Origin of the sequence: Stenotrophomonas sp. LST15-1-1.1 (assembly GCF_040815575.1) — a bacterium.
Taxonomy (GTDB): Bacteria; Pseudomonadota; Gammaproteobacteria; order Xanthomonadales; family Xanthomonadaceae; genus Stenotrophomonas; species Stenotrophomonas lactitubi_B.
This window is the reverse complement of record NZ_JBFPNJ010000012.1, coordinates 189,548-211,919: the sequence shown is the minus strand read 5'-3', so window position 1 is coordinate 211,919 and position 22,372 is coordinate 189,548. Positions and strand designations below refer to the sequence as shown.

42 protein-coding genes and 1 tRNA gene are annotated in these 22,372 nt (G+C 65.4%); 34 read left to right on the top strand and 9 right to left on the bottom strand.

The window, feature by feature from the left end:
- Positions 1 to 126: 126 nt before the first annotated feature.
- The 8 genes from MRBLST15_RS08735 to MRBLST15_RS08700 all read right to left on the bottom strand — a co-directional run bounded on the left by MRBLST15_RS08735 (position 127) and on the right by MRBLST15_RS08700 (position 3,151).
- Positions 127 to 645: a hypothetical protein gene (locus MRBLST15_RS08735; protein WP_367785718.1), complete on the bottom strand. Its 519-nt coding sequence runs from the start codon at positions 643 to 645 to the stop codon at positions 127 to 129.
- A 41-nt stretch (positions 646 to 686) separates the two neighbouring features.
- Complete coding sequence (locus MRBLST15_RS08730; RefSeq protein ID WP_367785717.1) at positions 687 to 977, bottom strand: hypothetical protein; 291 nt, start codon at positions 975 to 977, stop codon at positions 687 to 689.
- A complete protein-coding gene (locus tag MRBLST15_RS08725) occupies positions 967 to 1,164 on the bottom strand; it encodes a hypothetical protein (RefSeq protein WP_367785716.1) in 198 nt (65 codons plus the stop codon). Before MRBLST15_RS08725 ends, MRBLST15_RS08730 begins: the two co-directional genes overlap by 11 nt.
- 97 nt (positions 1,165 to 1,261) lie before the next feature.
- Entirely contained in the window at positions 1,262 to 1,468 is a 207-nt protein-coding gene (locus MRBLST15_RS08720) for a hypothetical protein (protein WP_367785715.1), read from the bottom strand.
- The gene (locus tag MRBLST15_RS08715) at positions 1,465 to 1,935 is read right to left on the bottom strand and encodes a hypothetical protein (RefSeq protein WP_367785714.1); all 471 of its coding nucleotides are present in this window, start codon (positions 1,933 to 1,935) and stop codon (positions 1,465 to 1,467) included. Before MRBLST15_RS08715 ends, MRBLST15_RS08720 begins: the two co-directional genes overlap by 4 nt.
- 151 nt (positions 1,936 to 2,086) lie before the next feature.
- Positions 2,087 to 2,311 (bottom strand): hypothetical protein, encoded by a 225-nt coding sequence (locus MRBLST15_RS08710; protein WP_367785713.1) that lies wholly within the window; start codon positions 2,309 to 2,311, stop codon positions 2,087 to 2,089.
- A gap of 10 nt (positions 2,312 to 2,321) precedes the next feature.
- Positions 2,322 to 2,690: a hypothetical protein gene (locus MRBLST15_RS08705; RefSeq protein WP_367785712.1), complete on the bottom strand. Its 369-nt coding sequence runs from the start codon at positions 2,688 to 2,690 to the stop codon at positions 2,322 to 2,324.
- Positions 2,691 to 2,695: 5 nt separating this feature from the next.
- Complete coding sequence (locus MRBLST15_RS08700; protein WP_367785711.1) at positions 2,696 to 3,151, bottom strand: hypothetical protein; 456 nt, start codon at positions 3,149 to 3,151, stop codon at positions 2,696 to 2,698.
- A gap of 100 nt (positions 3,152 to 3,251) precedes the next feature.
- Between MRBLST15_RS08700 and MRBLST15_RS08695 the strand changes: the two genes are divergently transcribed.
- The 19 genes from MRBLST15_RS08695 to MRBLST15_RS08605 all read left to right on the top strand — a co-directional run bounded on the left by MRBLST15_RS08695 (position 3,252) and on the right by MRBLST15_RS08605 (position 11,723).
- On the top strand, positions 3,252 to 3,464 hold the full coding sequence (locus tag MRBLST15_RS08695; RefSeq protein WP_367785710.1) for a hypothetical protein: 213 nt from the start codon (positions 3,252 to 3,254) through the stop codon (positions 3,462 to 3,464).
- Between the two features lie 259 nt (positions 3,465 to 3,723).
- Positions 3,724 to 4,164, top strand: coding sequence for a phage regulatory CII family protein (locus MRBLST15_RS08690; RefSeq protein WP_088470460.1), 441 nt, complete (start codon positions 3,724 to 3,726; stop codon positions 4,162 to 4,164).
- Between the two features lie 91 nt (positions 4,165 to 4,255).
- Complete coding sequence (locus MRBLST15_RS08685) at positions 4,256 to 5,119, top strand: hypothetical protein (protein WP_367785709.1); 864 nt, start codon at positions 4,256 to 4,258, stop codon at positions 5,117 to 5,119.
- Positions 5,116 to 6,588, top strand: coding sequence for a replicative DNA helicase (gene dnaB / locus MRBLST15_RS08680; protein ID WP_367785708.1), 1,473 nt, complete (start codon positions 5,116 to 5,118; stop codon positions 6,586 to 6,588). The genes MRBLST15_RS08685 and dnaB overlap by 4 nt, the downstream gene beginning before the upstream one ends.
- On the top strand, positions 6,585 to 7,205 hold the full coding sequence (locus MRBLST15_RS08675; RefSeq protein ID WP_367785707.1) for a hypothetical protein: 621 nt from the start codon (positions 6,585 to 6,587) through the stop codon (positions 7,203 to 7,205). Before dnaB ends, MRBLST15_RS08675 begins: the two co-directional genes overlap by 4 nt.
- Entirely contained in the window at positions 7,202 to 7,384 is a 183-nt protein-coding gene (locus MRBLST15_RS08670) for a hypothetical protein (RefSeq protein ID WP_367785706.1), read from the top strand. The genes MRBLST15_RS08675 and MRBLST15_RS08670 overlap by 4 nt, the downstream gene beginning before the upstream one ends.
- Entirely contained in the window at positions 7,381 to 7,611 is a 231-nt protein-coding gene (locus tag MRBLST15_RS08665; RefSeq protein WP_367785705.1) for a hypothetical protein, read from the top strand. The genes MRBLST15_RS08670 and MRBLST15_RS08665 overlap by 4 nt, the downstream gene beginning before the upstream one ends.
- Entirely contained in the window at positions 7,608 to 7,892 is a 285-nt protein-coding gene (locus MRBLST15_RS08660; protein WP_367785704.1) for a hypothetical protein, read from the top strand. The genes MRBLST15_RS08665 and MRBLST15_RS08660 overlap by 4 nt, the downstream gene beginning before the upstream one ends.
- Positions 7,889 to 8,350 (top strand): RusA family crossover junction endodeoxyribonuclease, encoded by a 462-nt coding sequence (locus tag MRBLST15_RS08655; protein ID WP_367785703.1) that lies wholly within the window; start codon positions 7,889 to 7,891, stop codon positions 8,348 to 8,350. Before MRBLST15_RS08660 ends, MRBLST15_RS08655 begins: the two co-directional genes overlap by 4 nt.
- Positions 8,347 to 8,562 carry a hypothetical protein gene (locus MRBLST15_RS08650; RefSeq protein ID WP_367785702.1) on the top strand — a complete coding sequence of 72 codons (216 nt, stop codon included), beginning with the start codon at positions 8,347 to 8,349 and terminating at the stop codon, positions 8,560 to 8,562. Before MRBLST15_RS08655 ends, MRBLST15_RS08650 begins: the two co-directional genes overlap by 4 nt.
- Positions 8,549 to 9,082 carry a hypothetical protein gene (locus tag MRBLST15_RS08645; RefSeq protein ID WP_367785701.1) on the top strand — a complete coding sequence of 178 codons (534 nt, stop codon included), beginning with the start codon at positions 8,549 to 8,551 and terminating at the stop codon, positions 9,080 to 9,082. The genes MRBLST15_RS08650 and MRBLST15_RS08645 overlap by 14 nt, the downstream gene beginning before the upstream one ends.
- 9 nt (positions 9,083 to 9,091) lie before the next feature.
- Positions 9,092 to 9,553: a hypothetical protein gene (locus MRBLST15_RS08640; protein WP_367785700.1), complete on the top strand. Its 462-nt coding sequence runs from the start codon at positions 9,092 to 9,094 to the stop codon at positions 9,551 to 9,553.
- Positions 9,554 to 9,653: 100 nt separating this feature from the next.
- A tRNA-Met gene (locus tag MRBLST15_RS08635) sits at positions 9,654 to 9,731 on the top strand.
- An 84-nt stretch (positions 9,732 to 9,815) separates the two neighbouring features.
- Positions 9,816 to 10,298: a glycoside hydrolase family 108 protein gene (locus MRBLST15_RS08630; protein ID WP_367785699.1), complete on the top strand. Its 483-nt coding sequence runs from the start codon at positions 9,816 to 9,818 to the stop codon at positions 10,296 to 10,298.
- Positions 10,298 to 10,627, top strand: a complete 330-nt coding sequence (locus MRBLST15_RS08625) for a hypothetical protein (RefSeq protein ID WP_367785698.1) — start codon at positions 10,298 to 10,300, stop codon at positions 10,625 to 10,627. The genes MRBLST15_RS08630 and MRBLST15_RS08625 overlap by 1 nt, the downstream gene beginning before the upstream one ends.
- Positions 10,624 to 10,839 (top strand): hypothetical protein, encoded by a 216-nt coding sequence (locus tag MRBLST15_RS08620; protein ID WP_049464547.1) that lies wholly within the window; start codon positions 10,624 to 10,626, stop codon positions 10,837 to 10,839. Before MRBLST15_RS08625 ends, MRBLST15_RS08620 begins: the two co-directional genes overlap by 4 nt.
- A gap of 1 nt (position 10,840) precedes the next feature.
- Positions 10,841 to 11,317: a lysis system i-spanin subunit Rz gene (locus tag MRBLST15_RS08615; RefSeq protein WP_367785697.1), complete on the top strand. Its 477-nt coding sequence runs from the start codon at positions 10,841 to 10,843 to the stop codon at positions 11,315 to 11,317.
- Positions 11,314 to 11,514 carry a hypothetical protein gene (locus MRBLST15_RS08610; protein WP_367785696.1) on the top strand — a complete coding sequence of 67 codons (201 nt, stop codon included), beginning with the start codon at positions 11,314 to 11,316 and terminating at the stop codon, positions 11,512 to 11,514. The genes MRBLST15_RS08615 and MRBLST15_RS08610 overlap by 4 nt, the downstream gene beginning before the upstream one ends.
- Before the next feature lie 8 nt (positions 11,515 to 11,522).
- Positions 11,523 to 11,723: a hypothetical protein gene (locus tag MRBLST15_RS08605; RefSeq protein WP_367785695.1), complete on the top strand. Its 201-nt coding sequence runs from the start codon at positions 11,523 to 11,525 to the stop codon at positions 11,721 to 11,723.
- On the opposite strand, the gene MRBLST15_RS08600 is transcribed toward MRBLST15_RS08605, so the two are convergent.
- Positions 11,716 to 11,856, bottom strand: coding sequence for a hypothetical protein (locus MRBLST15_RS08600; RefSeq protein ID WP_367785694.1), 141 nt, complete (start codon positions 11,854 to 11,856; stop codon positions 11,716 to 11,718). The genes MRBLST15_RS08605 and MRBLST15_RS08600 overlap by 8 nt on opposite strands.
- On the opposite strand from MRBLST15_RS08600, the gene MRBLST15_RS08595 reads away from it, so the two are divergent.
- The 15 genes from MRBLST15_RS08595 (at position 11,855) to gp17 (ending at position 22,321) form a co-directional block, all read left to right on the top strand.
- Complete coding sequence (locus MRBLST15_RS08595; protein WP_346585681.1) at positions 11,855 to 12,046, top strand: HNH endonuclease; 192 nt, start codon at positions 11,855 to 11,857, stop codon at positions 12,044 to 12,046. The two genes, MRBLST15_RS08600 and MRBLST15_RS08595, sit on opposite strands and share 2 nt — an antisense overlap.
- Before the next feature lie 209 nt (positions 12,047 to 12,255).
- Positions 12,256 to 12,678, top strand: coding sequence for a hypothetical protein (locus MRBLST15_RS08590; RefSeq protein ID WP_065177534.1), 423 nt, complete (start codon positions 12,256 to 12,258; stop codon positions 12,676 to 12,678).
- Entirely contained in the window at positions 12,675 to 14,363 is a 1,689-nt protein-coding gene (locus tag MRBLST15_RS08585) for a terminase TerL endonuclease subunit (protein ID WP_367785693.1), read from the top strand. The genes MRBLST15_RS08590 and MRBLST15_RS08585 overlap by 4 nt, the downstream gene beginning before the upstream one ends.
- Positions 14,360 to 14,929, top strand: a complete 570-nt coding sequence (locus MRBLST15_RS08580) for an HK97 family phage prohead protease (RefSeq protein ID WP_367785692.1) — start codon at positions 14,360 to 14,362, stop codon at positions 14,927 to 14,929. The genes MRBLST15_RS08585 and MRBLST15_RS08580 overlap by 4 nt, the downstream gene beginning before the upstream one ends.
- A 108-nt stretch (positions 14,930 to 15,037) precedes the next feature.
- Complete coding sequence (locus tag MRBLST15_RS08575) at positions 15,038 to 16,435, top strand: phage major capsid protein (protein WP_367785691.1); 1,398 nt, start codon at positions 15,038 to 15,040, stop codon at positions 16,433 to 16,435.
- A 57-nt stretch (positions 16,436 to 16,492) separates the two neighbouring features.
- Positions 16,493 to 16,750, top strand: a complete 258-nt coding sequence (locus MRBLST15_RS08570; protein WP_367785690.1) for a hypothetical protein — start codon at positions 16,493 to 16,495, stop codon at positions 16,748 to 16,750.
- Positions 16,747 to 18,183, top strand: a complete 1,437-nt coding sequence (locus MRBLST15_RS08565) for a phage portal protein (RefSeq protein WP_367785689.1) — start codon at positions 16,747 to 16,749, stop codon at positions 18,181 to 18,183. Before MRBLST15_RS08570 ends, MRBLST15_RS08565 begins: the two co-directional genes overlap by 4 nt.
- The gene (locus MRBLST15_RS08560; protein ID WP_367785688.1) at positions 18,176 to 19,042 is read left to right on the top strand and encodes a hypothetical protein; all 867 of its coding nucleotides are present in this window, start codon (positions 18,176 to 18,178) and stop codon (positions 19,040 to 19,042) included. The genes MRBLST15_RS08565 and MRBLST15_RS08560 overlap by 8 nt, the downstream gene beginning before the upstream one ends.
- Positions 19,035 to 19,430: a hypothetical protein gene (locus MRBLST15_RS08555; protein ID WP_367785687.1), complete on the top strand. Its 396-nt coding sequence runs from the start codon at positions 19,035 to 19,037 to the stop codon at positions 19,428 to 19,430. Before MRBLST15_RS08560 ends, MRBLST15_RS08555 begins: the two co-directional genes overlap by 8 nt.
- Positions 19,430 to 19,771 (top strand): phage head closure protein, encoded by a 342-nt coding sequence (locus MRBLST15_RS08550; RefSeq protein ID WP_367785686.1) that lies wholly within the window; start codon positions 19,430 to 19,432, stop codon positions 19,769 to 19,771. Before MRBLST15_RS08555 ends, MRBLST15_RS08550 begins: the two co-directional genes overlap by 1 nt.
- Positions 19,768 to 20,271 (top strand): hypothetical protein, encoded by a 504-nt coding sequence (locus tag MRBLST15_RS08545; protein WP_367785685.1) that lies wholly within the window; start codon positions 19,768 to 19,770, stop codon positions 20,269 to 20,271. The genes MRBLST15_RS08550 and MRBLST15_RS08545 overlap by 4 nt, the downstream gene beginning before the upstream one ends.
- Positions 20,252 to 20,809, top strand: coding sequence for a methyltransferase domain-containing protein (locus MRBLST15_RS08540; protein ID WP_367785684.1), 558 nt, complete (start codon positions 20,252 to 20,254; stop codon positions 20,807 to 20,809). The genes MRBLST15_RS08545 and MRBLST15_RS08540 overlap by 20 nt, the downstream gene beginning before the upstream one ends.
- Positions 20,803 to 21,483 carry a glycosyltransferase family A protein gene (locus tag MRBLST15_RS08535; protein WP_367785683.1) on the top strand — a complete coding sequence of 227 codons (681 nt, stop codon included), beginning with the start codon at positions 20,803 to 20,805 and terminating at the stop codon, positions 21,481 to 21,483. Before MRBLST15_RS08540 ends, MRBLST15_RS08535 begins: the two co-directional genes overlap by 7 nt.
- Complete coding sequence (locus tag MRBLST15_RS08530; protein ID WP_367785682.1) at positions 21,480 to 21,968, top strand: HK97-gp10 family putative phage morphogenesis protein; 489 nt, start codon at positions 21,480 to 21,482, stop codon at positions 21,966 to 21,968. The genes MRBLST15_RS08535 and MRBLST15_RS08530 overlap by 4 nt, the downstream gene beginning before the upstream one ends.
- Positions 21,968 to 22,321 (top strand): tail completion protein gp17, encoded by a 354-nt coding sequence (gene gp17 / locus MRBLST15_RS08525; RefSeq protein WP_367785681.1) that lies wholly within the window; start codon positions 21,968 to 21,970, stop codon positions 22,319 to 22,321. Before MRBLST15_RS08530 ends, gp17 begins: the two co-directional genes overlap by 1 nt.
- Positions 22,322 to 22,372: the final 51 nt, after the last annotated feature.

Here is a 22,372-nt window from a genome sequence, read left to right as displayed (position 1 = left end):
GAATGAGGTGCCCCGTCATCCCGGGGCCACGGAGGGAACGATCGATCCCTGCGCGATGGGTGAATGCCGGCTTTGTGGAAGGCCTGGCCGGCGCAGGCACCCGCAGGGGGCGGGCGGGGGAATGCGTTACGCGGCCAGGTCTTCCTGCTGCGCGGGCGCGCTGGGCGGCGTGAGGGTCAGGCGGACTTCGCCGCGGATCCATGCCGACAGCAGCTCGGCTGCTTCGTCTTCGTCCAGCAGCACCGAGCAGGTGAAGCTCATGGCCACGCTGCCGCCTTCGAGCGGCTTCCAGGTGATCTTTTTCACCTTTGCGTCGGCGAAGAACACCGCCTCGATGTGGTCCATCAGGGAGCCGATGTTCAGCTCGTACCCTTCGAACTTCCCGGTGATGTCCTGCTCGCCCAGCAGCGGCAGGTTCAGCGCCACCAGGTCGGTGCTGCCTTCCATCGGCAGCGACTGCTGCTGGCCCTTCTCGGCCTTCTTCCAGAACGCCCGCACGATGTTGGGATCGATCGTGTCGAGGATTGTGTTCTGTGCGGTGAGGGTGAATTTCAGGTCCGCAGCGGCCGCGTCTTCGTCGCCGTGCTTTTCCTTCCGCAGGTTCAGATGCGAGAACACCGCATCGTGTTGATCGAGTTGGAACATCGGTGGTGCCTCTCGTAGGAGCCGGCCGCGCCGGCGGGAAGTCAGGACCAGGCCAGCGGCCAGCACATCGCCCAGCCAAGGCCGAGGACGATGGCGACGCAGCCCAGGAAGGCGAGGAAGTCGGCGACGTTGCAGCAGCCGATGCGTGCGAGCAGGCGGCGCCGACTGACAGGGACGCGCACCGGCCGCACCAGGTGCACGAACAGCACGCCCACGTGGTCGAGGTGCGCAGCCCACAGCGTGGCCATCCACACCCAGCGGTGAACGGTCACCAGCTGCTCGGTGCGGGTAACAGGGCATACGGAGAAGACGCCATAACGGTCAGCGCGCATCGTCGGATTCCTCCACGCACAGGCCGTAGATCGCCTCGCGGTTGTTCATCTCGATATCCGCGTTGCCCAGCAGCAGGCCGGTGCAGTCGGTGGCCACCAGGTCGGCTGGGCCAGCGGTCGGGGTGATAGGGGGCAGGCGGCCGAACTGCTCGGCGAAGGCCGCATCCAGACGTTCGAAGTGCTTCATGCGAACACCGCCTGTGCCGTGACGGTCGCCAGTACGCCAAGGCAGAAGCAGAAGCCGTAGATCACGGTGTGGCGTAGCGCGTAGCGATGGGCGGCGGTCATGGCTGTCCCTTCGCGGTGGTGATCTGGATGCGGCGCAATGCAGCCGCGATTTCCTCGCTAACCGCCTCTTCGTTCCTCGCGAACTTCTGATCGCCTGTATCCAGCTGGCGCAGATAGCGGCCAGCGTTGGTCATGGGCTCCGGCGCACCTGCCAGGAGGTAGCTAAAGACCGAGAACGAGAACGGATTGAATTCGTCGCTCATGCCGCCACCTGCATGGCCTTCACGGCACGGGCGGTGTCGTCGGCGCAGATCTGCACCAGGGCCCGCATGTCGGTCAGCAGCAGGCCGCTGCAGGGGCGCATGGCGCGCAGGCGGTACAGGTCGTAGTAGTGGCGGCGGTCAGCTGCCCGGCGGGCGCTCATGGCCCAGCTGAAGCGGCCCTTGCGGTACTTCGCCACCAGCAGCAGCGGGTCGATCAGGCCATCGGCCAGTTCGCCCTCGCCGCAGCAGCGACCGCAGGCCACTCCGGAATCCCGCTGGGGATTGCCGGTTCCGCTGTCGTTGTGTGCGTGCTCGCCGGTGCCCAGGCAGTCGGGGCAGCTGGCCCAGCCGTTAACCGGGTGCAGCGGCAGGGCGCGCTCTTCCCGGCTCTCGTCCTGGCACCGCAGGTGCGACCGCAGGCCCAGGTAGCCGGACCGCGTTGTGTTCCTTGGCAGGTTCTCGAACATCTGGGCCTCCGACGTTCCAGCGGGGTGCTGGCGGGTCGAAGCCATTAAACGCCGTGTTTAAGCGCAAGTCAACACCATGTTTAAACATCGGGCAAAAAAATCCCGGGCGGCTGAGCTGCGGCCCGGGCTTCTTTGTTGTTGATGGAGCCAGTCAGCTCCCGAAGAATCCACCCTTCGGACGGAACTCTGGGATGTCGACGTGCGCCCCTGTGTCGGTCGGTTTGGAACCCCTCGCCAGTAGCTCGTTGGTGCGCCGCTGCTCGGCAAGGATGTCCAGCAGGATGCGCTTGATGGCGAAGATGGCGAATGGAACGACCAGCCAGAGGATCGCCAGAACCACCCACAGAAGGACAAGCACACTGCTGCCAGACGTCATAGTCAGTCTCCTATTCGATGTCGAACTCGATGGTGTCCCGAACAAGGCCGGCATCGTCGAAAGCGATACCTTCGACTCTGCACTCCCGACCGCGTTCCATCTTGACCAGGAGCGCATCAAGCTCCTCGTCGGACAAACACTCCAGAACGCCATTGACGGCAGCGGTTTCCTGCCGCACCAGCCACATCAACCAGTACATGCGACCCAGGTCACGAATACGCGAATACAGCACGTCGCGCTGGAGCGCATTGAGGCGGCCAGGTCCTGCTTGGTTGGACTCCACCAGGGTCAACCGTCGGGCGCGCTTACCTGTCCTTGCACCCATTGCAGCTGCTACAGCTGCGGCCATACCACGCATTTCCTGTTCGCTCACTGACATCGGTCTCACCCTCCTGATCGGAACCGGGCGATGACGTTGCGACCAGCAGATGCCAGATCCTTTTCGCCTTCTATCCCTGATGCCCAGCGGTCCATCACTTCGGCCGTGGCGATGTCGATCAGTCGATCGCGTTCTTCATCGGGGATGGGGTCCAGGACCATGTCGTTCACGTAGTCGATCAACCTCACCGTGGTGGCGATGATCTGACGCTGCAGTCCCGCAGACTGAGACGGGGACGGTGCGGGTGCTCCTACGAACATCGGCAGGGCGCCTTCGAGAATCCACGTAGCGCTGATTCCCAGGGCCTGTTGGGCCTTTGAAGCGCCTCCAGCGCTCACGCCGGTTGCCCTGGTTTCCCAATTCTTCACGGTCTGCGGAGATTGGCCAATGGCTCGGGCCAGCTCCGATTGACCCCTGATTGGGGATTCAAGGCGCTGGGCGGCGTCGTACAGACGCTTCATAGATGGGTGCATAGAGGCCATGGCCCATTGTCCCGCTGCTAAACATGGCGTTGTTACACGTGGTGTTGACTGTGGATTAAACATGGCGTGTAATGGCGCCATGAACGCCAAACCCACCCACGAAGTGCACCCCGACGCCCAGCTGATCGATCAACTGGGTGGTCCGGCCGTTGTCGCTCGCGCCCTTGGCTTCGAAATGCCTGGCGGCACTCAGCGCGTCCACAACTGGAAGACGCGGGGCATCCCTGCGCTGACCCGCCATCAGCGGACGGACGTTTTCGGACCCGTCCCCAAGAGCTTCGCTGCAGCCTGAAATGCGCACCTCAGTGCCCCCCGACAGGGAAGGGGAGCACTTCCCCCAGCGCCATCCGTGGCGCTCGGCGGGTCTGGCGCAGGCACCGCACCACATCCCGGCCTTTGACCCTCCTGACCGCGTACGACCTCCCGCCCATGTGCACCAGCCGAACCACGTTCGGCGCCCACAGCAGCCGTTCTTCCTTTTTCGCTCGCTTCTCCATGCCGCGCATCTTGCGCCGGCGTCGTAACGCAAACCACGTTCACCGAGACCGCCCATGAACATCACAGACGCCGCACACAAGACCGTGAAGGACTACCCCGGTGGTAGTGAAGCGCTGGCCGTCCGCATCGGCATGTCCGCCGCGGTGCTGCGCAACAAGGTCAACCCGAACAACAACACCCACCACCTGACCCTGGCCGAAGCCAGCGAGATCATGGGCGTTACAGGTGACGACCGGATCCTGCACGCGCTGGCGGCCGAGCATGGCTATGTCCTGCGCCGCACCGAGGGCTCGCCGGGCGGCAGCGTGGTGACAGCGCTGCTGGCGGTTGCCGCACGGCAGGGAAATCTCGCCCAGGCTGTCTCCGAATCGCTGGAGGACGGGAAGATCTCGCAGAACGAGGCCAGCGAGATCGGGCGCCTGTGCGCATCCATCCAGGCCGACGCCGCTGACCTCGCTCAGCGTGCGCATGTGGCAGCGAGGACGGTGGCATGAAGCGTCTGACCGATCCGCTTGCCAGGGCCATCTGGCTCGTCCAGCAGCGTTGGCACATCGCCGGCTGCCTTCAACTGCTGCGGGGTGCGTGATGGCCCGCATCCGTTCAATCAAACCCGAATTCTGGTCCAGCGAGCAGGTGATGGAATGCTCGCCGATGGCTCGGCTGCTCTTCATCGGCCTGTGGAACTTCTGCGACGACGGTGGCAACCACGTTGCCAGCGCCAAGACCGTGAAGGCCGAAATCTTCCCCGGTGACGATATCTCCTCGTCGGATGTTCAGCGAATGCTCGACGAGCTGTCGTCGAATTCTCTGATCGCCTTCTACGCCAACGGTGACAAGCAGTATCTGCACGTCACAGGTTGGAGGAAGCACCAGAAAATTGACCGTCCTACCTACAAACATCCTCCATTCTCGGATGATGCTCGACGAGGCCTCGACGAGTCCTCACCCCCGGAAGGGAAGGGAGAGGAGGGGAGAGGAGAGGAAGGGAATGGACAAGATCTATCCTCGCTTCGCTCGGATTCGTCCGCACCTTCGGCGCTGACCCTCGACGGCGGCACCGACGCGCAGGTCCAGGTCCTGGACCCCAAGCAGCGGAAGACGGCCCGGATCCAGCAGATCGCCGAGGACGCGCAAACCGCGTACAACGCGATCATGGCCAAGCCGGAAGGCTTGCTGCCCGCCTGCACTGTGCTGAACAAGCCTCGCGTCAAGGCCGTGGAGAAGGCGCTGCCGACAGTTCGCCAGCTGTGCGTTCGGCTGTTCGGCAGCGAGAAGGTCACCCCGCAGTTCTGGCAGCTGTACTTCGAGACGGCCGCCGAGGACGACTTCCACGCCGGCAGGCAGCCGGGTGGCCCAGGCCATGAAAACTGGAAGCCCGACTTCGAGTACCTGCTGCGCGAGAGCGTGATCGCCAAGCTTGCCGACCGCGCTCTGTCGGAGGCAGCATGAACGCCGCCCGCGACGAAGTGAGCCGGCTGTCGGGCCTGTATGGCGACCAGCAGGCACTGCGCCTTCCTCCGCACAGCGTCGAGGCTGAGCAGGCGGTGCTGGGCGGCCTGATGCTGGTCAACCGTGCGCTGGTCGAGGTGCAGGACGTTCTGGCCGAGACGGACTTCTACCGCCGTGACCACCAGCTGCTGTGGCGCTGCATCCTGCAGCTGGCCGAGAAGCGCCAGCCGTTCGATGCGGTGACCATCGGCGAATGGTTCGAGGCTGCTGGCCAGCTGGAGCTGGTGGGCGATGGCGCGTACATCATCGAGCTGGCCAACAATACGCCGTCCGCAGCCAACGTCCGGGCCTATGCCGAGATCGTGGCGGAGAAGGCCAAGCTGCGGGCGCTGATCGATGCCGGGCACGACCTGATCGATGCGGCCTACAGCCCCGAAGGGCGCAGCGCATTGGACCTGGTGGGCAACGCGCAGAGCCGCATTGGAGGTCTGCTCGATAACGAGCCCTGTGACCTGGAGCCGGTCGCCCCGGTGATGGCGCGGGTGTTCGACCAGCTGTCGAATGCGTCCAACAGCGCTGCCGGCATCACCGGCCTTTCGACCAGCATGGAGGAGCTGGACAATCTGCTGGACGGGCTGCAGGCAGGCCGCCTGTATGTGCTGGCTGCGCGCCCGAAGATGGGAAAGACCACCTTGGCGCAGAACATCGCCGAGCAGGTCGCGCTGCGCGCTCGCCGGTCCGTTGCATTCTTCAGTTTCGAAATGAAGCCGGAGGAGCTTGGGAAGCGCATGCTCGCCAACCTTGCCGGGATCAGCGGCGGGAAGCTGCGTAGCGGCAGGCTCGACGAGGCGGACTGGCAGAACGTCACCCACTGGACGCGCAAGATTGGCGAAGCGTCCCTGCGGATCAGCCGCCCGCGCGTCGCCAAAGTGCAGCACGTGTGTGCTCAGGTTCGCCGCATGAAGGCTCAGGACCCTGGCCTGGCGCTGGTGGTAATCGACTACCTGCAGCTGATGCACGTCTCTGGCGACAACCGCTCTGCCGGCATCGGCGACATAACCCGCGCCCTGAAGCTGCTGGCAAGCGAGTTGGATATCGCCGTGCTGCTGCTGAGCCAGCTCAACCGTGACGTCGAGAAGCGCACGAACGACAAGCGTCCGATCGTAGCGGACCTTCGTGACTCAGGTTCGATCGAGCAGGACGCGGACGCGGTGATCTTCATCTACCGCGACGAGATCTACCACAAGGACAGCCGGTGGGAAGGCACCGCAGAGCTGATCGTTGCGATCCAGCGTGACGGGGCGCCCGGAATGGCCCGTGTTCGCTACACGCCGGAGTACTTCCGCTTCGACAACCTGCCCGAATGGTGGGAGCCGAAGCAGACCAGCGCCTCGGCGCCGGCTGCTGGGGCCGCGCCGAGGGCTCGCCGAGGACTCGCCGCCGCATTGCCGAGAGGTGACCAGGAATGACCCTGACCGCTGCAGCGAAGAAGATCCGCGCCAAGCGCGCGCGCCGACCGATCTACCTGGTGGTGGCGAAGCTGATCGACCCGAACACCGGCGAGCTGGTGGGTGCCCTGGTGCCGGCCCATGAGGTCGACCAGCGCCTGCTGCGCGATCGCAAGTTCCGCGTGGGCCGGGAGATCCGCGGCGAGCTGAAGCAGCCGCGCGAGGAATGGCAGCACCGGCTGATCCACAAGATCGGGCACCTGATGGTCGACAACGTGGAAGGCTGGGAGCAGCTGGGCGCGCACGACGCTGTGAAGCGCCTTCAGCTGGATGCCGACGTGTGCTGTGAGACCGTGGAAATGGACGCCACCCCAGTCATAGCCGCGGTGCTGGACGCCTGCGAGGCGCTGCTGGGTGCAGGCGCCCGCAAGGTGCTGGCCGGTGTGCTGCCGGAGATCCGCACCATCCCGGTCAAGCGCGCCGAGAGCCTGTCATTCGACGAGATGGAACAGGCTCGGTTCCAAGAACTGTTCGACGGCCTGACCGAGTACATCGGCCGCCGCTACACCCACGTGATGCTCGACGAAGTGCGAGCCGAGTTCTGGGACATGGCCGGGCAGAACAGGAGAGTGGCGTGAAGAAGCGATATTCGGTCTATTCGGTCTTTCTCCACGACGGCGACCGCCGCCTCATATCTCGCCACTGGTGGCGCTGGATGGCCACCCTGTGGGCCTGTGAATGCGCGCGTCAGTGGCGGGCGTATGCCTTCGAAGTGGTGGATGAACGTGCTGGCCATGCCGAAAAGGTGAAGCCATGAGCGGGACGGGTTTCATTCCCCATCGTCAGTGCATGGTCGCCAGCGGTGAGTGCTTCATACAGGGCCGCTGCCTGCAGAAATGCAACCCATCTTCTCTGCATGGCCTGAGCGCTGAGCAGCTGCTGATCATGGCCGCGCAGGCGCAGCGAAAGGCAGTGGGCCAGTCCTCGCGCATTGCGGCCGTGATCGACCAGGTGGTGCAGGACGTCCGTGGGGGGGCACGATGAGGTCGAAGAACTCCAAGGCATTCACCCCCGCCGAGAAGCGCCACGTGGACGCGGTGAAGCTGCTTCCCTGCAGCGTCTGCAGCCGGCCAGGGCCGAGCGATGCCCACCACATCAACCAAGGGCAGCACTTCACGACCGTGGCCCTGTGCAAGGACTGCCACCAGGGCAGTTTCAACGGCGTCCACGGGCAGAAGCGCATGTGGCTCGTCATGAAGATGGACGAGCTGGCCGCCCTCAACGTCACCCTTTCCCGGCTGCGCCTACAGGAGGCCGCACGATGATCCACCTCACCCTCCCGTACCCGATCAGCGCGAACCGCTACTGGGCCGTGCGCGTGATCCCGAAGAAGCCCAAGCCGTTGGCGATCACCTACGTGACCGAGGAGGCGAAGGCCTACAAGGCGGCGGTCGGCCACCTGGCCAAGGCTGCCGGCATCCGCGTGCCGGCCACCGGCCGCGTGGTGCTGCACATCCAGTTGTTCCCGAACCGGCCGCAGGACTGGGCGAAGCGCGCGCGCAAGGATCCGCACACCTGGGACGACACGGTGCAGTGCATCGACCTCGGCAACTGCGAAAAGGTGCTCTCCGACGCCTTGAACGGCATCGCCTGGGTGGACGACAAGCAGATCCGACGGACGCTGCTGGAACGCATGGAGCCGGACGAGAAGGGCGCGCGGCTGGAAGTGGCCATCGAGTACCTGGCAGCGGCGCCGAGCCTGTTCGGGGAGGCCGCAGCTTGACCACGCCAGAGGCCCGCACACGGAAACGCTACAACGCCTACCTGCGCCGGCATGGCGTCTGCTCGGTCTGCACGATGCGCGAGCGCGGCAGCAGCCCGGCGCACTGCCAGCGCCGGCCAGACCGGCAGGGCGGCTGTGACACTGACGGGCTGCTGCCGGTGTTCCGATTTGACGAAAACGTACTGAAGGGGATGCGCGATGGCGACCGATGACAATCTGACGGCGCAGCTGCGCGCCTGGGGATTCGCCCAGGCCAACCGGTTTGCGCTGACCTATGCGGACCGGAGCACCCACGTGCTGGAGAAGGCTCGGGACATGGCTCCCGGCACCCGCGAACGGGCGCTGCGGGATCTGGTCGGCAGGGATGGTGGCAGCCGCCGGCGCTTCATGGCCGAGCGGAGCGGGGTGCAGGGCCTGGCCATGCTGCCGACGTGGGCAGTGGACCCGATCCGGTCCAGCAACGATGCCGACAAGCCCCATGACAATCCCGAGATCGCCGTCGACGTGGGCATCCCGGACGAACTGCGCTGGGTCGAGAGGGCGCTGGCCTCGATGATGCGGCAGTACCCGCTGCGGGCACTGATCGTCCATACCGAGTTCACGGTTTCCGCCAGCCAGGCAGTCAAGGCGCGCATGGTCGCAGAGAAGTACGGTGGGGTGCTGACGGTTAGGCAGTATCGATACGAGCTTGGGCGTGGTCTAGACTCCCTCCGAGGCGCCATTGCCGCATAAGGGGGAAACATGGAAGTGATCGTAGCGTTACTGGCAGCCTTCATCGCATTGTTGGCCTGGAAGTCTCAGAGGACTCATAACCGCCTGTCGGTCACCCCTTTCCCGTCGCTTGGCCTTAGTTCCTACAACGATCGGCTGGGAATTGTGTTGGCCAACAACGGTATTGGGCCAATGCGTGTGTTGAAACTGCGTTTTGTTAAGAATGATGGAACATCGTTCGAGAGCGCTCAGAGTGTGGTTTCGACACGGAACGCGGACTTCATAACCTCGGCGGATGGAACTGCGCTGGCGCCCAACAAGCGAATCGCAGTGCTAAAAGTGAAGGGGATACCAGAGGAACGGGGAACCGATATGCACCTCACCAGGGTGGAGTTGTCCGAGTTCAAGATCGTTGTTGAGTACACCGATGTTTATGGGACAAGCTTCCCCCCGTACTCGAAGGATCTGAAGTGGTTCACTGAGCACGGTTGACAGTAACGTCACTGATCTGCATCATTCTGCCAACGTCAAGAATTGTCCCTGAAGCCCCGGCCCTGCGTCGGGGCTTCTGCGTTTCCGGGACGCCGTTTACTGCGGGCGTGGGCCAGTGGTCTAAGCCGTCGGGCTCATAACCCGAAAGTCCCCGGTTCGAATCCGGGCCCCGCAACCACCTACGCCCGTCAACCCTTACCGGACACACCACACCGCCCTGAAATTCCGGGCTGCGGTGGCGGGCACCTATTCGGAAATCCCTATGAGCCAGTTCGACCAGATCATCGACCGGGTGCTGGCCCATGAGGGCGGCTACGTCAACGACCCGCGCGACCCAGGCGGCGAAACCCAGTGGGGCATCAGCAAGCGGTCGTATCCGCAGCTCAACATCAGGGCGCTGACCCGGCCGGACGCCGTGGCCATCTACCGCCGGGACTTCTGGCAGCGGGTGAGCGGCGACCAGCTGCCGAAGGCCTTCGCCTTCCAGGCGCTGGATGCGGCCGTGAACCACGGCATCGGCAACGCTGTTCGCTGGGTCCAGCGGGCTGCCGGTGTGGCGGACGACGGGATCGTCGGGCCCCGCACCCTGGCCGCGGTGGCTGCAGCCGATCCTGCCGACCTGGTGCTGCTGTTCAACGCTGAGCGCCTGGAGTTCTACGCCAAGCTGGGCACTTTCGACACCTTCGGGCGGGGTTGGACCCGGCGTGTGGCCGGCAACCTGCGGTACGCCGCCAAGGACAACTGATGCCGGCGGCCAAGGCCAAGGCGGCAAAGCTCTCGCCGGTCAGCCAGCTGCAGGGCGTGCTGGTGGTGCTGGAGAGCCGCAAGGCCAAGAACCCCACCGCCGAGCTGCTGACAGCCATCCGCGAGATGGTGAGCGACGCGCTTGCGGTGCTGCAGGAGCCGGACCCGACCAAGCAGCGCATCGCATTCGTGCTGCTGGCGGTCCAGCAGTCCACCCAGGTAGCCATCAAGGAAGTGCGCGGCAAGCGCCTCACCCGCGTGACCATCATCGACCAGCCCCTGTATCACTGGGCGCTGGAAGAAATCCATTCACTGGCTGGTGCTGCATGACCTTCGCAACCCGGAACGTCGGCGCGGCGCGCGCGGGCATCGCCATCCTGATCCTGTTCCTGATCGGCATGGGCATGGCGGCAATGCTCGCTGTGGCCATCCCCGAGGGCAACAAGGATGCCTTCCTCATGCTCATCGGCGGGCTGAACACGGCCATGGGCGGAATCATCCAGTTCTACTTCAACATCGGCCGCCGCGGCGCAGGAGCCTGACGTGAATCGGACCGTGATCGTGGTGCTGGTGTTCGTCGCCTGGTCGGCCGGCATGTTCGGTGCTGGCTGGGCGTGGCGCGGCGATCGTGCCGAGGGCACTGAAGCCCGGCAGCAGGCCGGCGCCAGCGCCGCCCAGGTGCAGCAGGTCAACCAGACCCGTGCCACCGAACACAACCAGGCCGAGGCGTTGGCCACCATCGGAGCCAAGCATGAAGAAGACCGGACTTCGGCCGAGGCCGTCCCTGCTGCTGTTGTGGCTGACCTGCGCACTGGCAACCTCCAGCTGCGCGACGACCTCGCCACCTGCAGCACCAGCCTCCTGTCCCAAGCTGTCGCCGGCACCATCGAACGTGATGCGCACGCCGAACTACGAGCAGAGGTTGCGGCAGCTGTTGTTCAAGTCGGCCGAGACGCAGACGACCACGTCCGCGCCAGCCAAGCCGTCATCGCAGCAGACCGTGCCGAGGTGAGTCCGTGAGCCTGGCCGACCGCCTGCGCCGCATCGAGCAGCAGCACGAAGAGCAGCGCCTGGCCACCGCCCGTGTGGAAGGCAAGCTCGACACCCTGCTGGAAGCGCTGGCTGCCGAGGGTGAGGAAGAGCAGGAGGAACCAACCCGCAGCCTGGACGGTGAGCTGGTGCCCGGTGAGCGGGACCAGTCGCAGAGCCTCGGCTGATGAGGAGCATGTCGCACGTCCACACACCGTCCGATGGCCGTGGCCGTCGCCGCGTTCTGCTGGATGGCCACGTGGTGGAAAAGGTCGTGTACGCAGATACCCGCAAGGGTGTGGTCCGGCATTACGACAGCCCTGTCCGGATCCACCGCCATGGCAAGCGCGCTGTGCAGCGCACCAAGCACGGGAAAGTCGAGGTGGAGTTCATCTGATGGCCCGGGTCACCACACTGGCACCGCGCATCGCCAGCGCACCCAGCAGGTTGAAGGCCGCCGCACCTGTGGCGCCGACGTACGGGAAGGGCAGAGGCGGGAGGCCATGGCGCAGGAAGCGGGATGCAGTCATGCAGCGGGACCAGTACCTGTGCCAGCCCTGCAAGCAGCAGGGAAGGATCACCGAAGCCACTGAGGTGGATCACATCGTCAATGTGGCCGAGGGCGGCAGCGACGATGACACGAACCTGCAGGCCATCTGCACCGAATGCCATGGGCTGAAGACCCAGGCAGAGGCACGACGTGGAGCCGCAAGGCGGTGAGTGTGGAACCCAACAGGGTGAACGCGAAGCTGAACGGCGAAACCGTGGAACATGAATGACGAACATGAACGTGAAACATGAACGGGGGGGGTAACTTCGATTTTTCGGTCGAGGGGTCGGACACCCGCCGCCCACTCATTCAGAGGTTTTTTTCTCGCGCCGGAGATTTCACCGGAGCGCTTCCCGCAGCAATTAACGGCTGACCCGACATGGCACGACCCGCACACAAGCCGACCAAGGCCACGCAGCTGAAGGTCGCCGTCGCTGCCGGTGGTGGCATGCGGCACGAAGAGATAGCCAACGCGCTGGGCATCACCATCCCAACCCTGCGCAAGCACTACGCCACCGAGCTTTCTTCGGGCGCGTCCCTGAAGCGAATGGAGGTCCTTGCGGTGGCCTTCCGGTCGGCAACCAAGAAGGGCAACACGTCGGCGGCCAGGCTGTACCTGCAGCACTCGCCGGAGTTCGAAGTGGCGCCGGCAGCGCCTGAGCAGCAGGCGCCGGAAGCCCCGAAGCCGGAAGGGAAGAAGGCCCAGGCCAACGCGAAGGCGGTCGGTGCTGAGGTTGGTACCGGGTGGGAAGGCCTGCTGGGCGAGAACGTCACACCGATCCATCGGGCAGCGGGTAAGTGAGCTGGGACCTCTCCTGTCGGGACTGGTGGGAGCGTCTTCAGGCCGGCCAGCTGCCGGTGGGAAACCTGCCGCTGTGGACGCCGCAGGCCGAACGCGCAGCCAACATTCTCGGGCGGCTGCGGCTGGCTGACGTTCCGGGGACGCCCACGCTGGCGGAGGCGGGCGGGGAGTGGTTTCAGGACGTGACGCGCTGCATGTTCGGCTCGGTGAACCCGGAGAACGGAGACCGCGAGATTCGCGACCTGTTCGCCCTGGTACCGAAGAAGAACGCCAAGACGACATTCGGGGCGCTGGGGATGGTGACGGCCACGCTGATCAACCAGCGCCCACGTGCCACGTTCCTGATGACGGCACCGGTGCAGGACACTGCGCAGCTGGCGTTCGATGCAGCGGCCGGCGCGATCGAGCTGGACCCGGTGCTGGATGCCAAGTTCCACATCCGCCACCACCTGAAGACGATCATCCACCGCGAGACGAAGGCCTCCCTGGAGATCATGACGTTTGACCCCGCGGTGTTGACCGGCGTGAAGGTGTCGGGCGGGGCGCTGATAGACGAGTTGCACGTGTGCGCCAAGAAGGCCAAGGCCGCCCAGGCGCTGCGCCAGATCCGCGGCGGCATGGTGCCTTACCCGGAAGCGTTCCTGTGGTTCATCACTACGCAGAGCGACGAGCAGCCGGTCGGGGTGTTCGCCGACGAACTGCAGAAGGCGCGGGATATCCGCGACGGCAAGCGCGTCGGCAAGATGCTGCCGGTGCTGTTTGAGTTCCCGCAGGAGATCCAGGAATCGAAGGACCAGCGGTGGAAGGATCCGCAGCTGTGGCCGCTACTGAACCCGAACATCGGTCGAGCCATGACGCTGGAGCGCATGGTCGAAGAGTTCGACGATGCGGTGGGCACCAGCGAGGCCGAGCTTCGCAGCTGGGCATCGCAGCACCTCAACGTGCAGATCGGCGTGGCACTGCATCAGGGCAGCTGGGCCGGTGCTGAATTCTGGGAGGCGCAGGCGGACAAACGGCTCACGCTGGAAGCGATGATCCGCCGCTGTGACGCGATCACCGTCGGCATCGACGGCGGCGGCCTGGACGACCTGCTGGGCCTGTCCTTCTGCGGTCGAGACAAGCACACGAAGCGGAAGCTCCTGCTGAGCCGGGCCTTCGCCCACCCCAAGGCGCTCAAGCGCCGGAAGAGCGAGGAATCCCGGTACACCGACTTCATTGCCGACGGCCACCTGATGGTCGGCGGCGAGGCGGAGGAAGGCGCGACCGACCTGCGCGACATGGCCAAGATGGTGAAGCAGGTCGCCAACGCAAGGCTGCTGGCCGGCATCGGCGTCGACCCATCAGGGCTGGGCACCGTGCTGGACGCCCTGGCCACCGAGAAGATCGACGCGGACCTGATCACCGGCATCCGCCAGGGCTGGCAGCTGACCGGCACCTGCAAGGTGTTCGAGCGCTGGCTGGCCGATGGCCTGCTGACGCATGACGGCTCGCGACTGATGGACTGGTGCGTGGGCAATGCCAAGGTCGAGGCGTCGAAAAACGCGCTGTACGTGACCAAGGCGGCCAGCGGGGTCGGGAAGATCGACCCCCTGATGGCGGCGATGAATGCCGTCGAGCTGATGTCTCGGAACCCCGAGCCGCAGAACAAGAAACTCGTCCTCATGACCTTGGGTGGAGCCCGATGAACAACGAGAACCGCGCCTACAGCTTGCTGGAGGTGAAGAACTACGACGACGATCAGCAGGTGATCACCGGCCTGGCCACCACGCCGGAGCCGGATCGCTACGGCGACATCGTCGAGCCGTTGGGCGCCAAGTTTGCCGCCGAGCTGCCGTTGCTGTGGCAGCACCGTCACGACAGCCCGGTGGGCATCGTGAAGTTCGGCAAGCCGACGGCGAAGGGAATCCCGTTCACCGCCAGCGTGGCGAAGATCGCCACCCCCGGCGCGCTGAAGGATCTCTGCGACCTCGCTTGGCAGTCGGTGAAGGAACAGCTGGTGCGCGGCGTGTCGATCGGCTTCCGCGCGCTGGAGTACAGCTACATGGACGGCGGCGGCATCCGGTTCACCGAGACCGAGATCTATGAGCTTTCCCTGGTCACCATCCCGGCCAACGCCGCGGCGACCATCCAGACCATCAAGGCCATGGATACCGGCGCCCGGCGCCCGGTGAACTACGGCGTCCCTCTCATCCAGCGCCAGGCGGAAAAGGTCGAACGACCGGCCGATGGCGCGGTGAAGCTGCTGCACTGAAGCCTCGGGCCGAATGGCCCTGCGGGGTGGAACCCGCTTCCCAATCTTGCAGGCACTGCCCGGCGTGGAACCCGGGCCGAACGGCTGCGCCATCATCAAGGACACGAAATGAAGAACATCGCCGAACAGCTGGAAGCGCTGCGCGCTACCCGCGAAGCGCACCAGAAGAAGCTGGGCGAGATCGCCCAGAAGTCCATGGACGAGAGCCGCTCCTTCAACACCGCCGAGCAGGAAGAGTTCGACGACCTGGAAGGCCAGATCAAGTCGCTGGACGGCGACATCGACCGCCTGACCCGCCTGCAGGCCGTGCAGGCCAAGTCTGCCGTGCCCGCAGCCCAGATCATCCAGGATCAGGGCTCCGCGACCGATCCGAAGCGTTCTGCCGCCAACGGCCAGGGCCCGGCCCTGATCCATAGCCGTAAGAACGAAGAGCAGGGCATCGGCTTCGCCCGCTTCGCGATGGCGATGTACGCCGGTAAGGGCGACGTTTCCAGCGCCAAGGCGTTTGCCGAGAACGCCTTCCGCGACGACGTGCGCCTGAACGAGATCATGAAAGCCGCTGTCGCGGCGGGCAACACCACTGATCCGGCCTGGGCTGGCAACCTGGTTCAGTACCAGAACCTGTCCAGCGAGTTCGTTGATTTCCTGCGTCCGCGTACCATCATCGGCCAGCTGGGTGTAGGCAACGTGCCGGGCCTGCGACGTGTCCCCTTCAACGTGCGAATTCCGGGCAAGACCGCCAAGGGCCGCGCGCAGTGGGTTGGTGAAGGCTTCCGCAAGCCAGTTACGAAGTCGGGCTACGATGCGGCGGAGCTGAAGTGGTCCAAGATCGCAGGCATTTCGGTGATCACCGAAGAGCTCGCCCGCTTCTCCGACCCGTCCATCCAGATCCTGGTGCGCGACGATCTGTCGGATGCGGTGATCGAGCGTATGGACGAGGACTTCGTCGACCCGGCCAAGGCCGCCGGAACCGGCGCGGGTCTCTCGCCAGCGTCCATCACCAATGGCGTTACGGCTATCCCCTCGACTGGTGACGTCTACGCTGATATCCAGGCGCTGTGGGCAACCGCAGACGACACCAACCTGCCGGTGTCCAGTGCGGTCTATATCACCGACAGCGCCACCGCTCGCCAGCTGGCTGGCCTGCGCAACCCGCTGATGGCGCGTGAGTTCCCCAACGTGACCATGACGGGCGGCGACATCGACGGCGTGCCGCTGGTGGTGTCCAACTACGTGCCGTCGGGCATGTTCATCCTGGCCTTCACCAGCGAGATCTACCTGGCGGATGACGGCGTCGTCACCATCGACATCAGCAAGGAGGCAACCATCATCATGGACGATGATGCGACCGCCACGCCGACGATCGCGCAGATCCAGAGCATGTTCCAGACCAACCAGCTCGCGATCCGTGCCGAGCGCTTCGTCAACTGGAAGAAGCGCCGCCCGCAGGCCGTGGCCTACCTCAGTGGTGTGGATTGGAGCAACAGCGCTCCGACCAGCCCGTAACTGTGTTGCAGGGCGGGGTCCATGTGACCCCGTCCTTGCTCAATCGCGAGGTGCGAAATGCGTAAGGTCGAACTGGTCAGGGGGAACCGCGTAGTGATGGTGGACCATCGCCTCGCCCCCCTTCTCGAAAAGAACTCAGGCTATCTCCGTCGCGACATGGTCGCGCAGCAGCATGTGCCGAATCCGGAGCCTGCCAAGAAGGCCGCGCCGAAGGCGGCCGCGAAGAAGGCTACGGCCAAGAAGGCCGCGCCGAAGGCGGCCGCGAAGAAGGCTACGGCCAAGAAGGCCGCGCCGAAGAAGGATGCCACTGAATGACTGGCTTCTCGCCCCGTGAGCTGGCCACCGAGGCCGGCGTGCGCAAGTACGGCACCGACTACCTGAAATCGCTGTCTCCGGTAGCTGCTGGTCCGGGGCGAGATGGCTGGCAGCCGTTGGTGCGCGAGCCGTTCACCGGCGCCTGGCAGCGCAACATGGAAGAGCGGCATGACACGATTCTGTCGTACCCCACGCTATACGCGTGCCTGAATCGGATTTCGTCCGATATCGGAAAGCTGCCGTTCCAACTGAAGGCGGAGAACGAGGACGGTATCTGGCGGTTGGAGAACAAGAACACGTCGTACTGGCCGGTGCTCCGCAAGCCGAACGCGTACCAGACCGCTCAGCAGTTCCGGGAGGCCTGGATGCTCTCAAAGCTGCTTCAGGGCAACACCTACGTCTTGAAGGGGCGCGACGAGCGCAACGTGGTTACCAGGCTGTGGGTGCTTGACCCGTGCCGGGTACAGCCGATGGTGGCCGATAGTGGCGATGTCTTCTACCAGATCAACTACAGCAGCGCGTCGAACATGCTGCCGGATAAATACCCGGGCGAGCAGTTGATGGTGCCGGCCAGCGAAATCATCCACGACCGGATGAATTGCTTCCACCATCAGCTCATCGGCGTCCCACCTCTCTGTGCGGCGAACTGGCCAGCTGTGAAGAACCTGAAGATCCTGAAGGACTCGACCACGTTCTTCTCGAACGGCGCCAACCCGGGCGGCATCCTGACCGCGCCGGCCGGCATGTCCGAAGACGACGCACTGGCGGTGAAGGAATACTGGAACAGCAGCTTCCAGGGTTCCAATGCGGGCAAGGTGGCCGTGATCGGCGCGGACATGAAGTTCACCCCGTTCGCGTTCAAGTCTGCCGACAACCAGCTGGTCGAACAGATGCGTTACTCGGACGAGCAGGTCTGCCAGCCATTCGGCATTCCCCCGTTCAAAGTCGGCATCGGCATCATCCCGGCCGGCACCAAGCCGGACGAGGTGAACCAGATGTACTACGGCGATGCGCTGCAGACCCACATCGAGGCGATGGAGAACCTGTTGGACGAGGGCTTGGGTATTTCCCGTCCGATGGGCGTCGAGTTGGATCTGGGGCCGCTCCTGCGCATGGACGTTGGCAAGCAGGCGGATGTCGAGACGAAGCTGGTGGGCGGGAACGTTAAGACCCCGAACGAAGCACGGCTCGCCTTCAACCTGGCGCCTCTGGATGGTGGCGACACCGTCTACATGCAGCAGCAGGACTACCCGCTGGACCAGGTCAGCCAGAACAAGATCAGCGCCGCGCTGGCGGCGGAGCCTGCAGTGCCGGTGCCCGAAGACGATGACACGCAGCGTGACGACAGCGACGAACTGCGCGCGCTGCAGCAGGAGAATTTCATGATGAAGGCCCTTCATGCCGCGCGAGCTGAGGTATTCCGCAATGACTGACCCCATCGACTTCGGCAAGGAGATCGGCGGCCTGATCCGTGAGGCGATCGCACCGGTGAAGCGGGAGCTGGATGAGCTGCGCGAGCGTGCTCCGGAGAAGGGCGACCCCGGCCAGGACGCCGAGCCGGTGGACGTGGATGCGCTGGCCGACCTGGTGGTGGCCAAGCTGCTGGAATCGCCGCGCCTTCTGACGCTGGTCGACGTGGCCACGGCAGACGCCGTCTCCAAGCACTTCGAAGCCAACCCGGTGCAGCACGGCCGCGACGCAGACCCAGCGGTGATCGAGGCAGCGGTGAAGTCCGCCGTCGATGCGCTGCCGGTGCCGAAGGATGGCCGCGACGCGGATCCCGTCACCGAGCAGCAGCTGTCTACCGCGGTGGCCAAGCACCTGGCCGAGAACCCGCCGCAGGCTGGTGCAGACGGTGTCGGCCTTGCCGGCGCCATGATCGATCGTGCCGGCGAGCTGGTGATCACCACCACCAAGGGCGAGGCGGTCAGGCTGGGTAAGGTCGTCGGCGAAGATGGCCGGGACGGGCTCAGCTTCGAAACGGCCGCCGGCGAGTACGACGCCGAGCGCGGCTTCGTGATTACCCTGGGCGCTGGCGAGCGCCGGGCCGAGCTGGTGCTGCCGTACATGGTGCACCGCGGCTTCCACCGCGACGGGCTTGGCATGAAGGCGGGCCAGTCGGTGACGCACGACGGGGCGCTGTGGATCGCCAAGCGCGATAACGCTTCGCGGCCGTGCCTGGAGAACGCGGACGACTGGATCCTTGCCGCGCGCAAGGGCCGGGACGGCAAGGACGGCAAGAGCGTGCGCGTACCGGCCGAGCCCGTGCAGCTGGGTGGCAGCCATGCGTGAGTTCGTCACCCGGGACGACGCCCGCGAGCAGATGCGTATCGACAGCGACGCCGACGACCGCTGGCTGGCGATGTGGATCCCGGCCGTCTCCGCGTCGGTGGCGGCGTGGCTGAAACAGGAGTGGCGCCTGTACGTGCTGCAGCGCGATTCCGACGGCGAGCTGGTGCGCGACAGCTCCGGCTGGCCGGTGCGGGCCGAGGACAGCAACGGCGAGCCGATCCTGCATCCTGCGGTGATCGCCGCCACGTTGCTGGAGCTGGCCTCGCAGTACCGGTTCCGGGAAGGCGAGGGCGACAACGTGGTGCCGGCCGATGCTGGCCACGGCTACGTTCTGTCGAAGGCCGCCACCGCACAGCTGGCGCCCCTGCGCCGCACGACGGTGGCCTGATGAGCAACGTAGCGACCGGGACCCTGCGGCACCGAGTGCTGATCCAGCAGCAGGTGACGACCAGGGATAGCGACGGCGTGTCGCAGACGGCATGGCTCGACGTGGCCACCGTGTGGGCCTCTGTGGAGCCGCTGTCGGCCCGAGAGTTCATCCAGTCCGGGCAGACGCAGGCCGCCGTAACCGCGCGGATCACCATGCGCTACCGCGAGGGCATGCTGCCGACAATGCGGCTGATCCACCGCGGCGAGATCTTCAACATTGCCGGCCTGCTGCCGGACAAGGCCTCGGGGCTGGAGTACATCACCATTCCCGTCTCGTCCGGGGTCAACGACGGCCAATGATCGAGATCGACCTTCTTGGACCAGGCCCGAGCGCATCGGCAAGCCTGGCCGAAACGCTGCGCGGCCGCCGCGTCGGCGTGGTCGGAAACGCCTTCGAACTGGCGCCTTGGGCGGAGTTCCTGGCCGCCAGCGACGTGCAGTGGTGGGACAAGCACCCCGAGGCGATGCGCTTTCAGGGCACGCGATACACAGCCCATCGAAAGACAGGCCTGCAGCAACTGGCCGGTGCACGAACCAATTGGAACAGCGGCGTGCTTGGCCTGGCCGTCGCGGCGTCGCTGGGCGCCACGCTGGTGCGGCTCCACGGGTTTGACCTGCACGGCTCCCACTTCTTCGGGCCATACACCAACGGCCTGCGCAACACCGCGCCGGCCCGTCGCCAGATCCATCAGCTGCAGTTCGCCCAGTGGGCGAGGCAGAACCCCCACGTTCGCGTCGTGAACTGCACGGCCGGCTCAGCTCTCAGGTGCTTCGAATTCGATGAACAGATTGCCGCTTAACTCGGTGCGCGGTCGCATCCGCGCCTACATCGAGAGCCATGCCGGTGCCCTGGGCGATGACGTGCTGGAGGTCGGCAGCCGCATCCATGACCCGGCGGCCTGGTGGTGCACGAACCGCGATCTGGCTACCGGCCAGTGGACGGGTATCGACATGCAGGCAGGCGAGGGCGTCGACCAGGTGGCCGACATCCACGACCTGCCGGCCGAATGGTCGGGGCGCTTCAGCGGCATCGTGTGCTCGGAGGTGCTGGAGCACGTCGCGCGGCCATGGCTGGCGCTGCCGGAGCTGCGCCGGGTGCTGCAGCCGGGCGGCCTGCTGGTGATCACCACGTTGTTCGCGTTCCCGGAGCACGGCTATCCCGACGACTACTACCGCTACAGCCAGAGCGGCCTGCGGCTGCTGCTGGCAGATGCCGGTTTCAGCGACATCGCCACCGAGTACGCCGGCGAGGTGCCGATTGAACTGAACGACCATGGCGAGCGCGGCGTGGCCCGTCGCCGGCTGCCGATGCACACCTTCGCGGTGGCGCGATGCTGACGCTGCTGACGGCCACTGGCGCCCGGCCCGCTGCCTGGGCGCTGTGCGAGCGATGGATGGCGCGACAGGACTACAGCGGCCCCGTGCGCTGGATCATCGTGGACGACGGCCCGGAACCGCAGCCGGTGACCTTCCGGCGCGATGGCTGGCAGCTGGTGCTGGTCCGGCCTTCGCCGCATTGGGCGCCCGGCCAGAACACGCAGGCTCGCAACCTGCTGAAGGGGCTGGCCGCAGTCGATCCGGCTGACAGCCTGGTGATCATCGAGGACGACGATTGGTATGCGCCGGATTGGCTGACCACCGTCGCCGCCGAGCTGCAACACGCCGAGCTGGTAGGCGAGCACCGAGCCCGCTACTACAACGTGAAGCAGCGACGCGGACGCCAACTGGTGAACACCGGCCACGCCAGCCTGTGCAGCACGGCCATGCGCGGCTCGGCCTTGCAGGACTTCGCCGGTGCATGCCGGGCGCGGCCGAAGTTCATCGACCTGGAGCTGTGGCGCCGCCCGCGCGACCGGCGCCTGTTCGGTGGCCACCGCGTGGTAGGCATCAAGGGCCTGCCGGGCCGCGGCGGTATCGGCATGGGGCATGACCCCGAGTTCAGTGGTGAGGCCGACGCCAATGGCGCGTTGCTGCGGGACTGGGTTGGCGAAGACGCCGAGGTATACCTGTGAAAGTCGAGTTCAACATCACTGGCATCCCGGGCATCATCCGTACGCTCAGCAGTCTGCCGGCCGAGGTCGTGAGCAAGAAGGGGGGGGCGGTGAAGCTGGCACTGGCCAAAGGCGCGCGCTTCCTGCGCGACAAGGAGCGCCAGAACCTGCAGGCAGTGCTGGAGCCAGGCGACGAGTCCACCGGTCTGCTGGCGCAGAACATCATCGCCAGCCGCGGTAAAGCGCCCAGCGGCGGCAACGGCGAGCGCTACGTGGTTCGCATCAAACGCAAGATGTACCCCGGTCGCAAGGGTGAGCAGGTGAGCACCCTGAAGTCGGCTCAGCTGAAGGAGTACGGCTCCGTCCAGCAGCCGGCCAGGTCGTTCATCCGCCGCACCGTGAACCAGCATGGCGAAGAGACCATCAACCTGATCGTCAGCGACCTGCTGGCGCGCGTGGATCGCATCATCGCGAAGCTGGCGCAGCAGAATCGGGGAGGCCGCTGATGTTCCCCAAGGTATTCCGCGCCATTCACACGACGGCGGTGTCATCGATTGTTGGTGATCGCATAGGCCGGCACGGCTTTGTCGCACAGACCGAGACGCGGCCGTACATCACCTGGCAGATCATCAGCGGCCAGCCCTACGACAACCTCAGCAGCGCGCCTGGCGGCGACTTCACCACGGTGCAGCTGGACTGCTACCACCCGACCGATGCCGGCGCCGAACAGCTGGCCCTGGCTGTGCGCGAGGCGCTGGACGCCGGCCTGATCTGCAACCGGGTCGTGCTGAACAGCCGCGATCCTGAAACGAAGCTCTACCGGGTCGGCATGGAGGCCGACTTCATCGACCAGCGCTGAGCCGCTGGCACCACCCCAACCAGCCGCCGCAAGGCGGTTTTTCTTTGACCA

Excerpts from the sequence above, each read along its gene's own strand:
- MRBLST15_RS08655 (WP_367785703.1), top strand. The coding sequence starts at position 7,889 with ATGATCCACCTCACCCTCCCGTACCCGATCAGCGCGAACCGCTACTGG.
- MRBLST15_RS08715 (WP_367785714.1), bottom strand. The coding sequence starts at position 1,935 with ATGTTCGAGAACCTGCCAAGGAACACAACGCGGTCCGGCTACCTGGGC.
- MRBLST15_RS08690 (WP_088470460.1), top strand. The coding sequence starts at position 3,724 with ATGAACATCACAGACGCCGCACACAAGACCGTGAAGGACTACCCCGGT.
- MRBLST15_RS08575 (WP_367785691.1), top strand. The coding sequence starts at position 15,038 with ATGAAGAACATCGCCGAACAGCTGGAAGCGCTGCGCGCTACCCGCGAA.
- MRBLST15_RS08700 (WP_367785711.1), bottom strand. The coding sequence starts at position 3,151 with ATGAAGCGTCTGTACGACGCCGCCCAGCGCCTTGAATCCCCAATCAGG.
- MRBLST15_RS08665 (WP_367785705.1), top strand. The coding sequence starts at position 7,381 with ATGAGCGGGACGGGTTTCATTCCCCATCGTCAGTGCATGGTCGCCAGC.
- gp17 (WP_367785681.1), top strand. The coding sequence starts at position 21,968 with ATGTTCCCCAAGGTATTCCGCGCCATTCACACGACGGCGGTGTCATCG.
- MRBLST15_RS08580 (WP_367785692.1), top strand. The coding sequence starts at position 14,360 with ATGAACAACGAGAACCGCGCCTACAGCTTGCTGGAGGTGAAGAACTAC.
- MRBLST15_RS08675 (WP_367785707.1), top strand. The coding sequence starts at position 6,585 with ATGACCCTGACCGCTGCAGCGAAGAAGATCCGCGCCAAGCGCGCGCGC.
- MRBLST15_RS08620 (WP_049464547.1), top strand. The coding sequence starts at position 10,624 with ATGACCTTCGCAACCCGGAACGTCGGCGCGGCGCGCGCGGGCATCGCC.
- MRBLST15_RS08595 (WP_346585681.1), top strand. The coding sequence starts at position 11,855 with ATGCAGCGGGACCAGTACCTGTGCCAGCCCTGCAAGCAGCAGGGAAGG.
- MRBLST15_RS08695 (WP_367785710.1), top strand. The coding sequence starts at position 3,252 with ATGAACGCCAAACCCACCCACGAAGTGCACCCCGACGCCCAGCTGATC.
- MRBLST15_RS08710 (WP_367785713.1), bottom strand. The coding sequence starts at position 2,311 with ATGACGTCTGGCAGCAGTGTGCTTGTCCTTCTGTGGGTGGTTCTGGCG.
- MRBLST15_RS08570 (WP_367785690.1), top strand. The coding sequence starts at position 16,493 with ATGCGTAAGGTCGAACTGGTCAGGGGGAACCGCGTAGTGATGGTGGAC.
- MRBLST15_RS08560 (WP_367785688.1), top strand. The coding sequence starts at position 18,176 with ATGACTGACCCCATCGACTTCGGCAAGGAGATCGGCGGCCTGATCCGT.
- MRBLST15_RS08550 (WP_367785686.1), top strand. The coding sequence starts at position 19,430 with ATGAGCAACGTAGCGACCGGGACCCTGCGGCACCGAGTGCTGATCCAG.
- MRBLST15_RS08545 (WP_367785685.1), top strand. The coding sequence starts at position 19,768 with ATGATCGAGATCGACCTTCTTGGACCAGGCCCGAGCGCATCGGCAAGC.
- MRBLST15_RS08540 (WP_367785684.1), top strand. The coding sequence starts at position 20,252 with ATGAACAGATTGCCGCTTAACTCGGTGCGCGGTCGCATCCGCGCCTAC.
- MRBLST15_RS08565 (WP_367785689.1), top strand. The coding sequence starts at position 16,747 with ATGACTGGCTTCTCGCCCCGTGAGCTGGCCACCGAGGCCGGCGTGCGC.
- MRBLST15_RS08730 (WP_367785717.1), bottom strand. The coding sequence starts at position 977 with ATGCGCGCTGACCGTTATGGCGTCTTCTCCGTATGCCCTGTTACCCGC.
- MRBLST15_RS08605 (WP_367785695.1), top strand. The coding sequence starts at position 11,523 with ATGTCGCACGTCCACACACCGTCCGATGGCCGTGGCCGTCGCCGCGTT.
- MRBLST15_RS08685 (WP_367785709.1), top strand. The coding sequence starts at position 4,256 with ATGGCCCGCATCCGTTCAATCAAACCCGAATTCTGGTCCAGCGAGCAG.
- MRBLST15_RS08720 (WP_367785715.1), bottom strand. The coding sequence starts at position 1,468 with ATGAGCGACGAATTCAATCCGTTCTCGTTCTCGGTCTTTAGCTACCTC.
- MRBLST15_RS08645 (WP_367785701.1), top strand. The coding sequence starts at position 8,549 with ATGGCGACCGATGACAATCTGACGGCGCAGCTGCGCGCCTGGGGATTC.
- MRBLST15_RS08725 (WP_367785716.1), bottom strand. The coding sequence starts at position 1,164 with ATGAAGCACTTCGAACGTCTGGATGCGGCCTTCGCCGAGCAGTTCGGC.
- MRBLST15_RS08660 (WP_367785704.1), top strand. The coding sequence starts at position 7,608 with ATGAGGTCGAAGAACTCCAAGGCATTCACCCCCGCCGAGAAGCGCCAC.
- MRBLST15_RS08735 (WP_367785718.1), bottom strand. The coding sequence starts at position 645 with ATGTTCCAACTCGATCAACACGATGCGGTGTTCTCGCATCTGAACCTG.
- MRBLST15_RS08640 (WP_367785700.1), top strand. The coding sequence starts at position 9,092 with ATGGAAGTGATCGTAGCGTTACTGGCAGCCTTCATCGCATTGTTGGCC.
- MRBLST15_RS08630 (WP_367785699.1), top strand. The coding sequence starts at position 9,816 with ATGAGCCAGTTCGACCAGATCATCGACCGGGTGCTGGCCCATGAGGGC.
- MRBLST15_RS08705 (WP_367785712.1), bottom strand. The coding sequence starts at position 2,690 with ATGTCAGTGAGCGAACAGGAAATGCGTGGTATGGCCGCAGCTGTAGCA.
- dnaB (WP_367785708.1), top strand. The coding sequence starts at position 5,116 with ATGAACGCCGCCCGCGACGAAGTGAGCCGGCTGTCGGGCCTGTATGGC.
- MRBLST15_RS08625 (WP_367785698.1), top strand. The coding sequence starts at position 10,298 with ATGCCGGCGGCCAAGGCCAAGGCGGCAAAGCTCTCGCCGGTCAGCCAG.
- MRBLST15_RS08535 (WP_367785683.1), top strand. The coding sequence starts at position 20,803 with ATGCTGACGCTGCTGACGGCCACTGGCGCCCGGCCCGCTGCCTGGGCG.
- MRBLST15_RS08590 (WP_065177534.1), top strand. The coding sequence starts at position 12,256 with ATGGCACGACCCGCACACAAGCCGACCAAGGCCACGCAGCTGAAGGTC.
- MRBLST15_RS08600 (WP_367785694.1), bottom strand. The coding sequence starts at position 11,856 with ATGACTGCATCCCGCTTCCTGCGCCATGGCCTCCCGCCTCTGCCCTTC.
- MRBLST15_RS08555 (WP_367785687.1), top strand. The coding sequence starts at position 19,035 with ATGCGTGAGTTCGTCACCCGGGACGACGCCCGCGAGCAGATGCGTATC.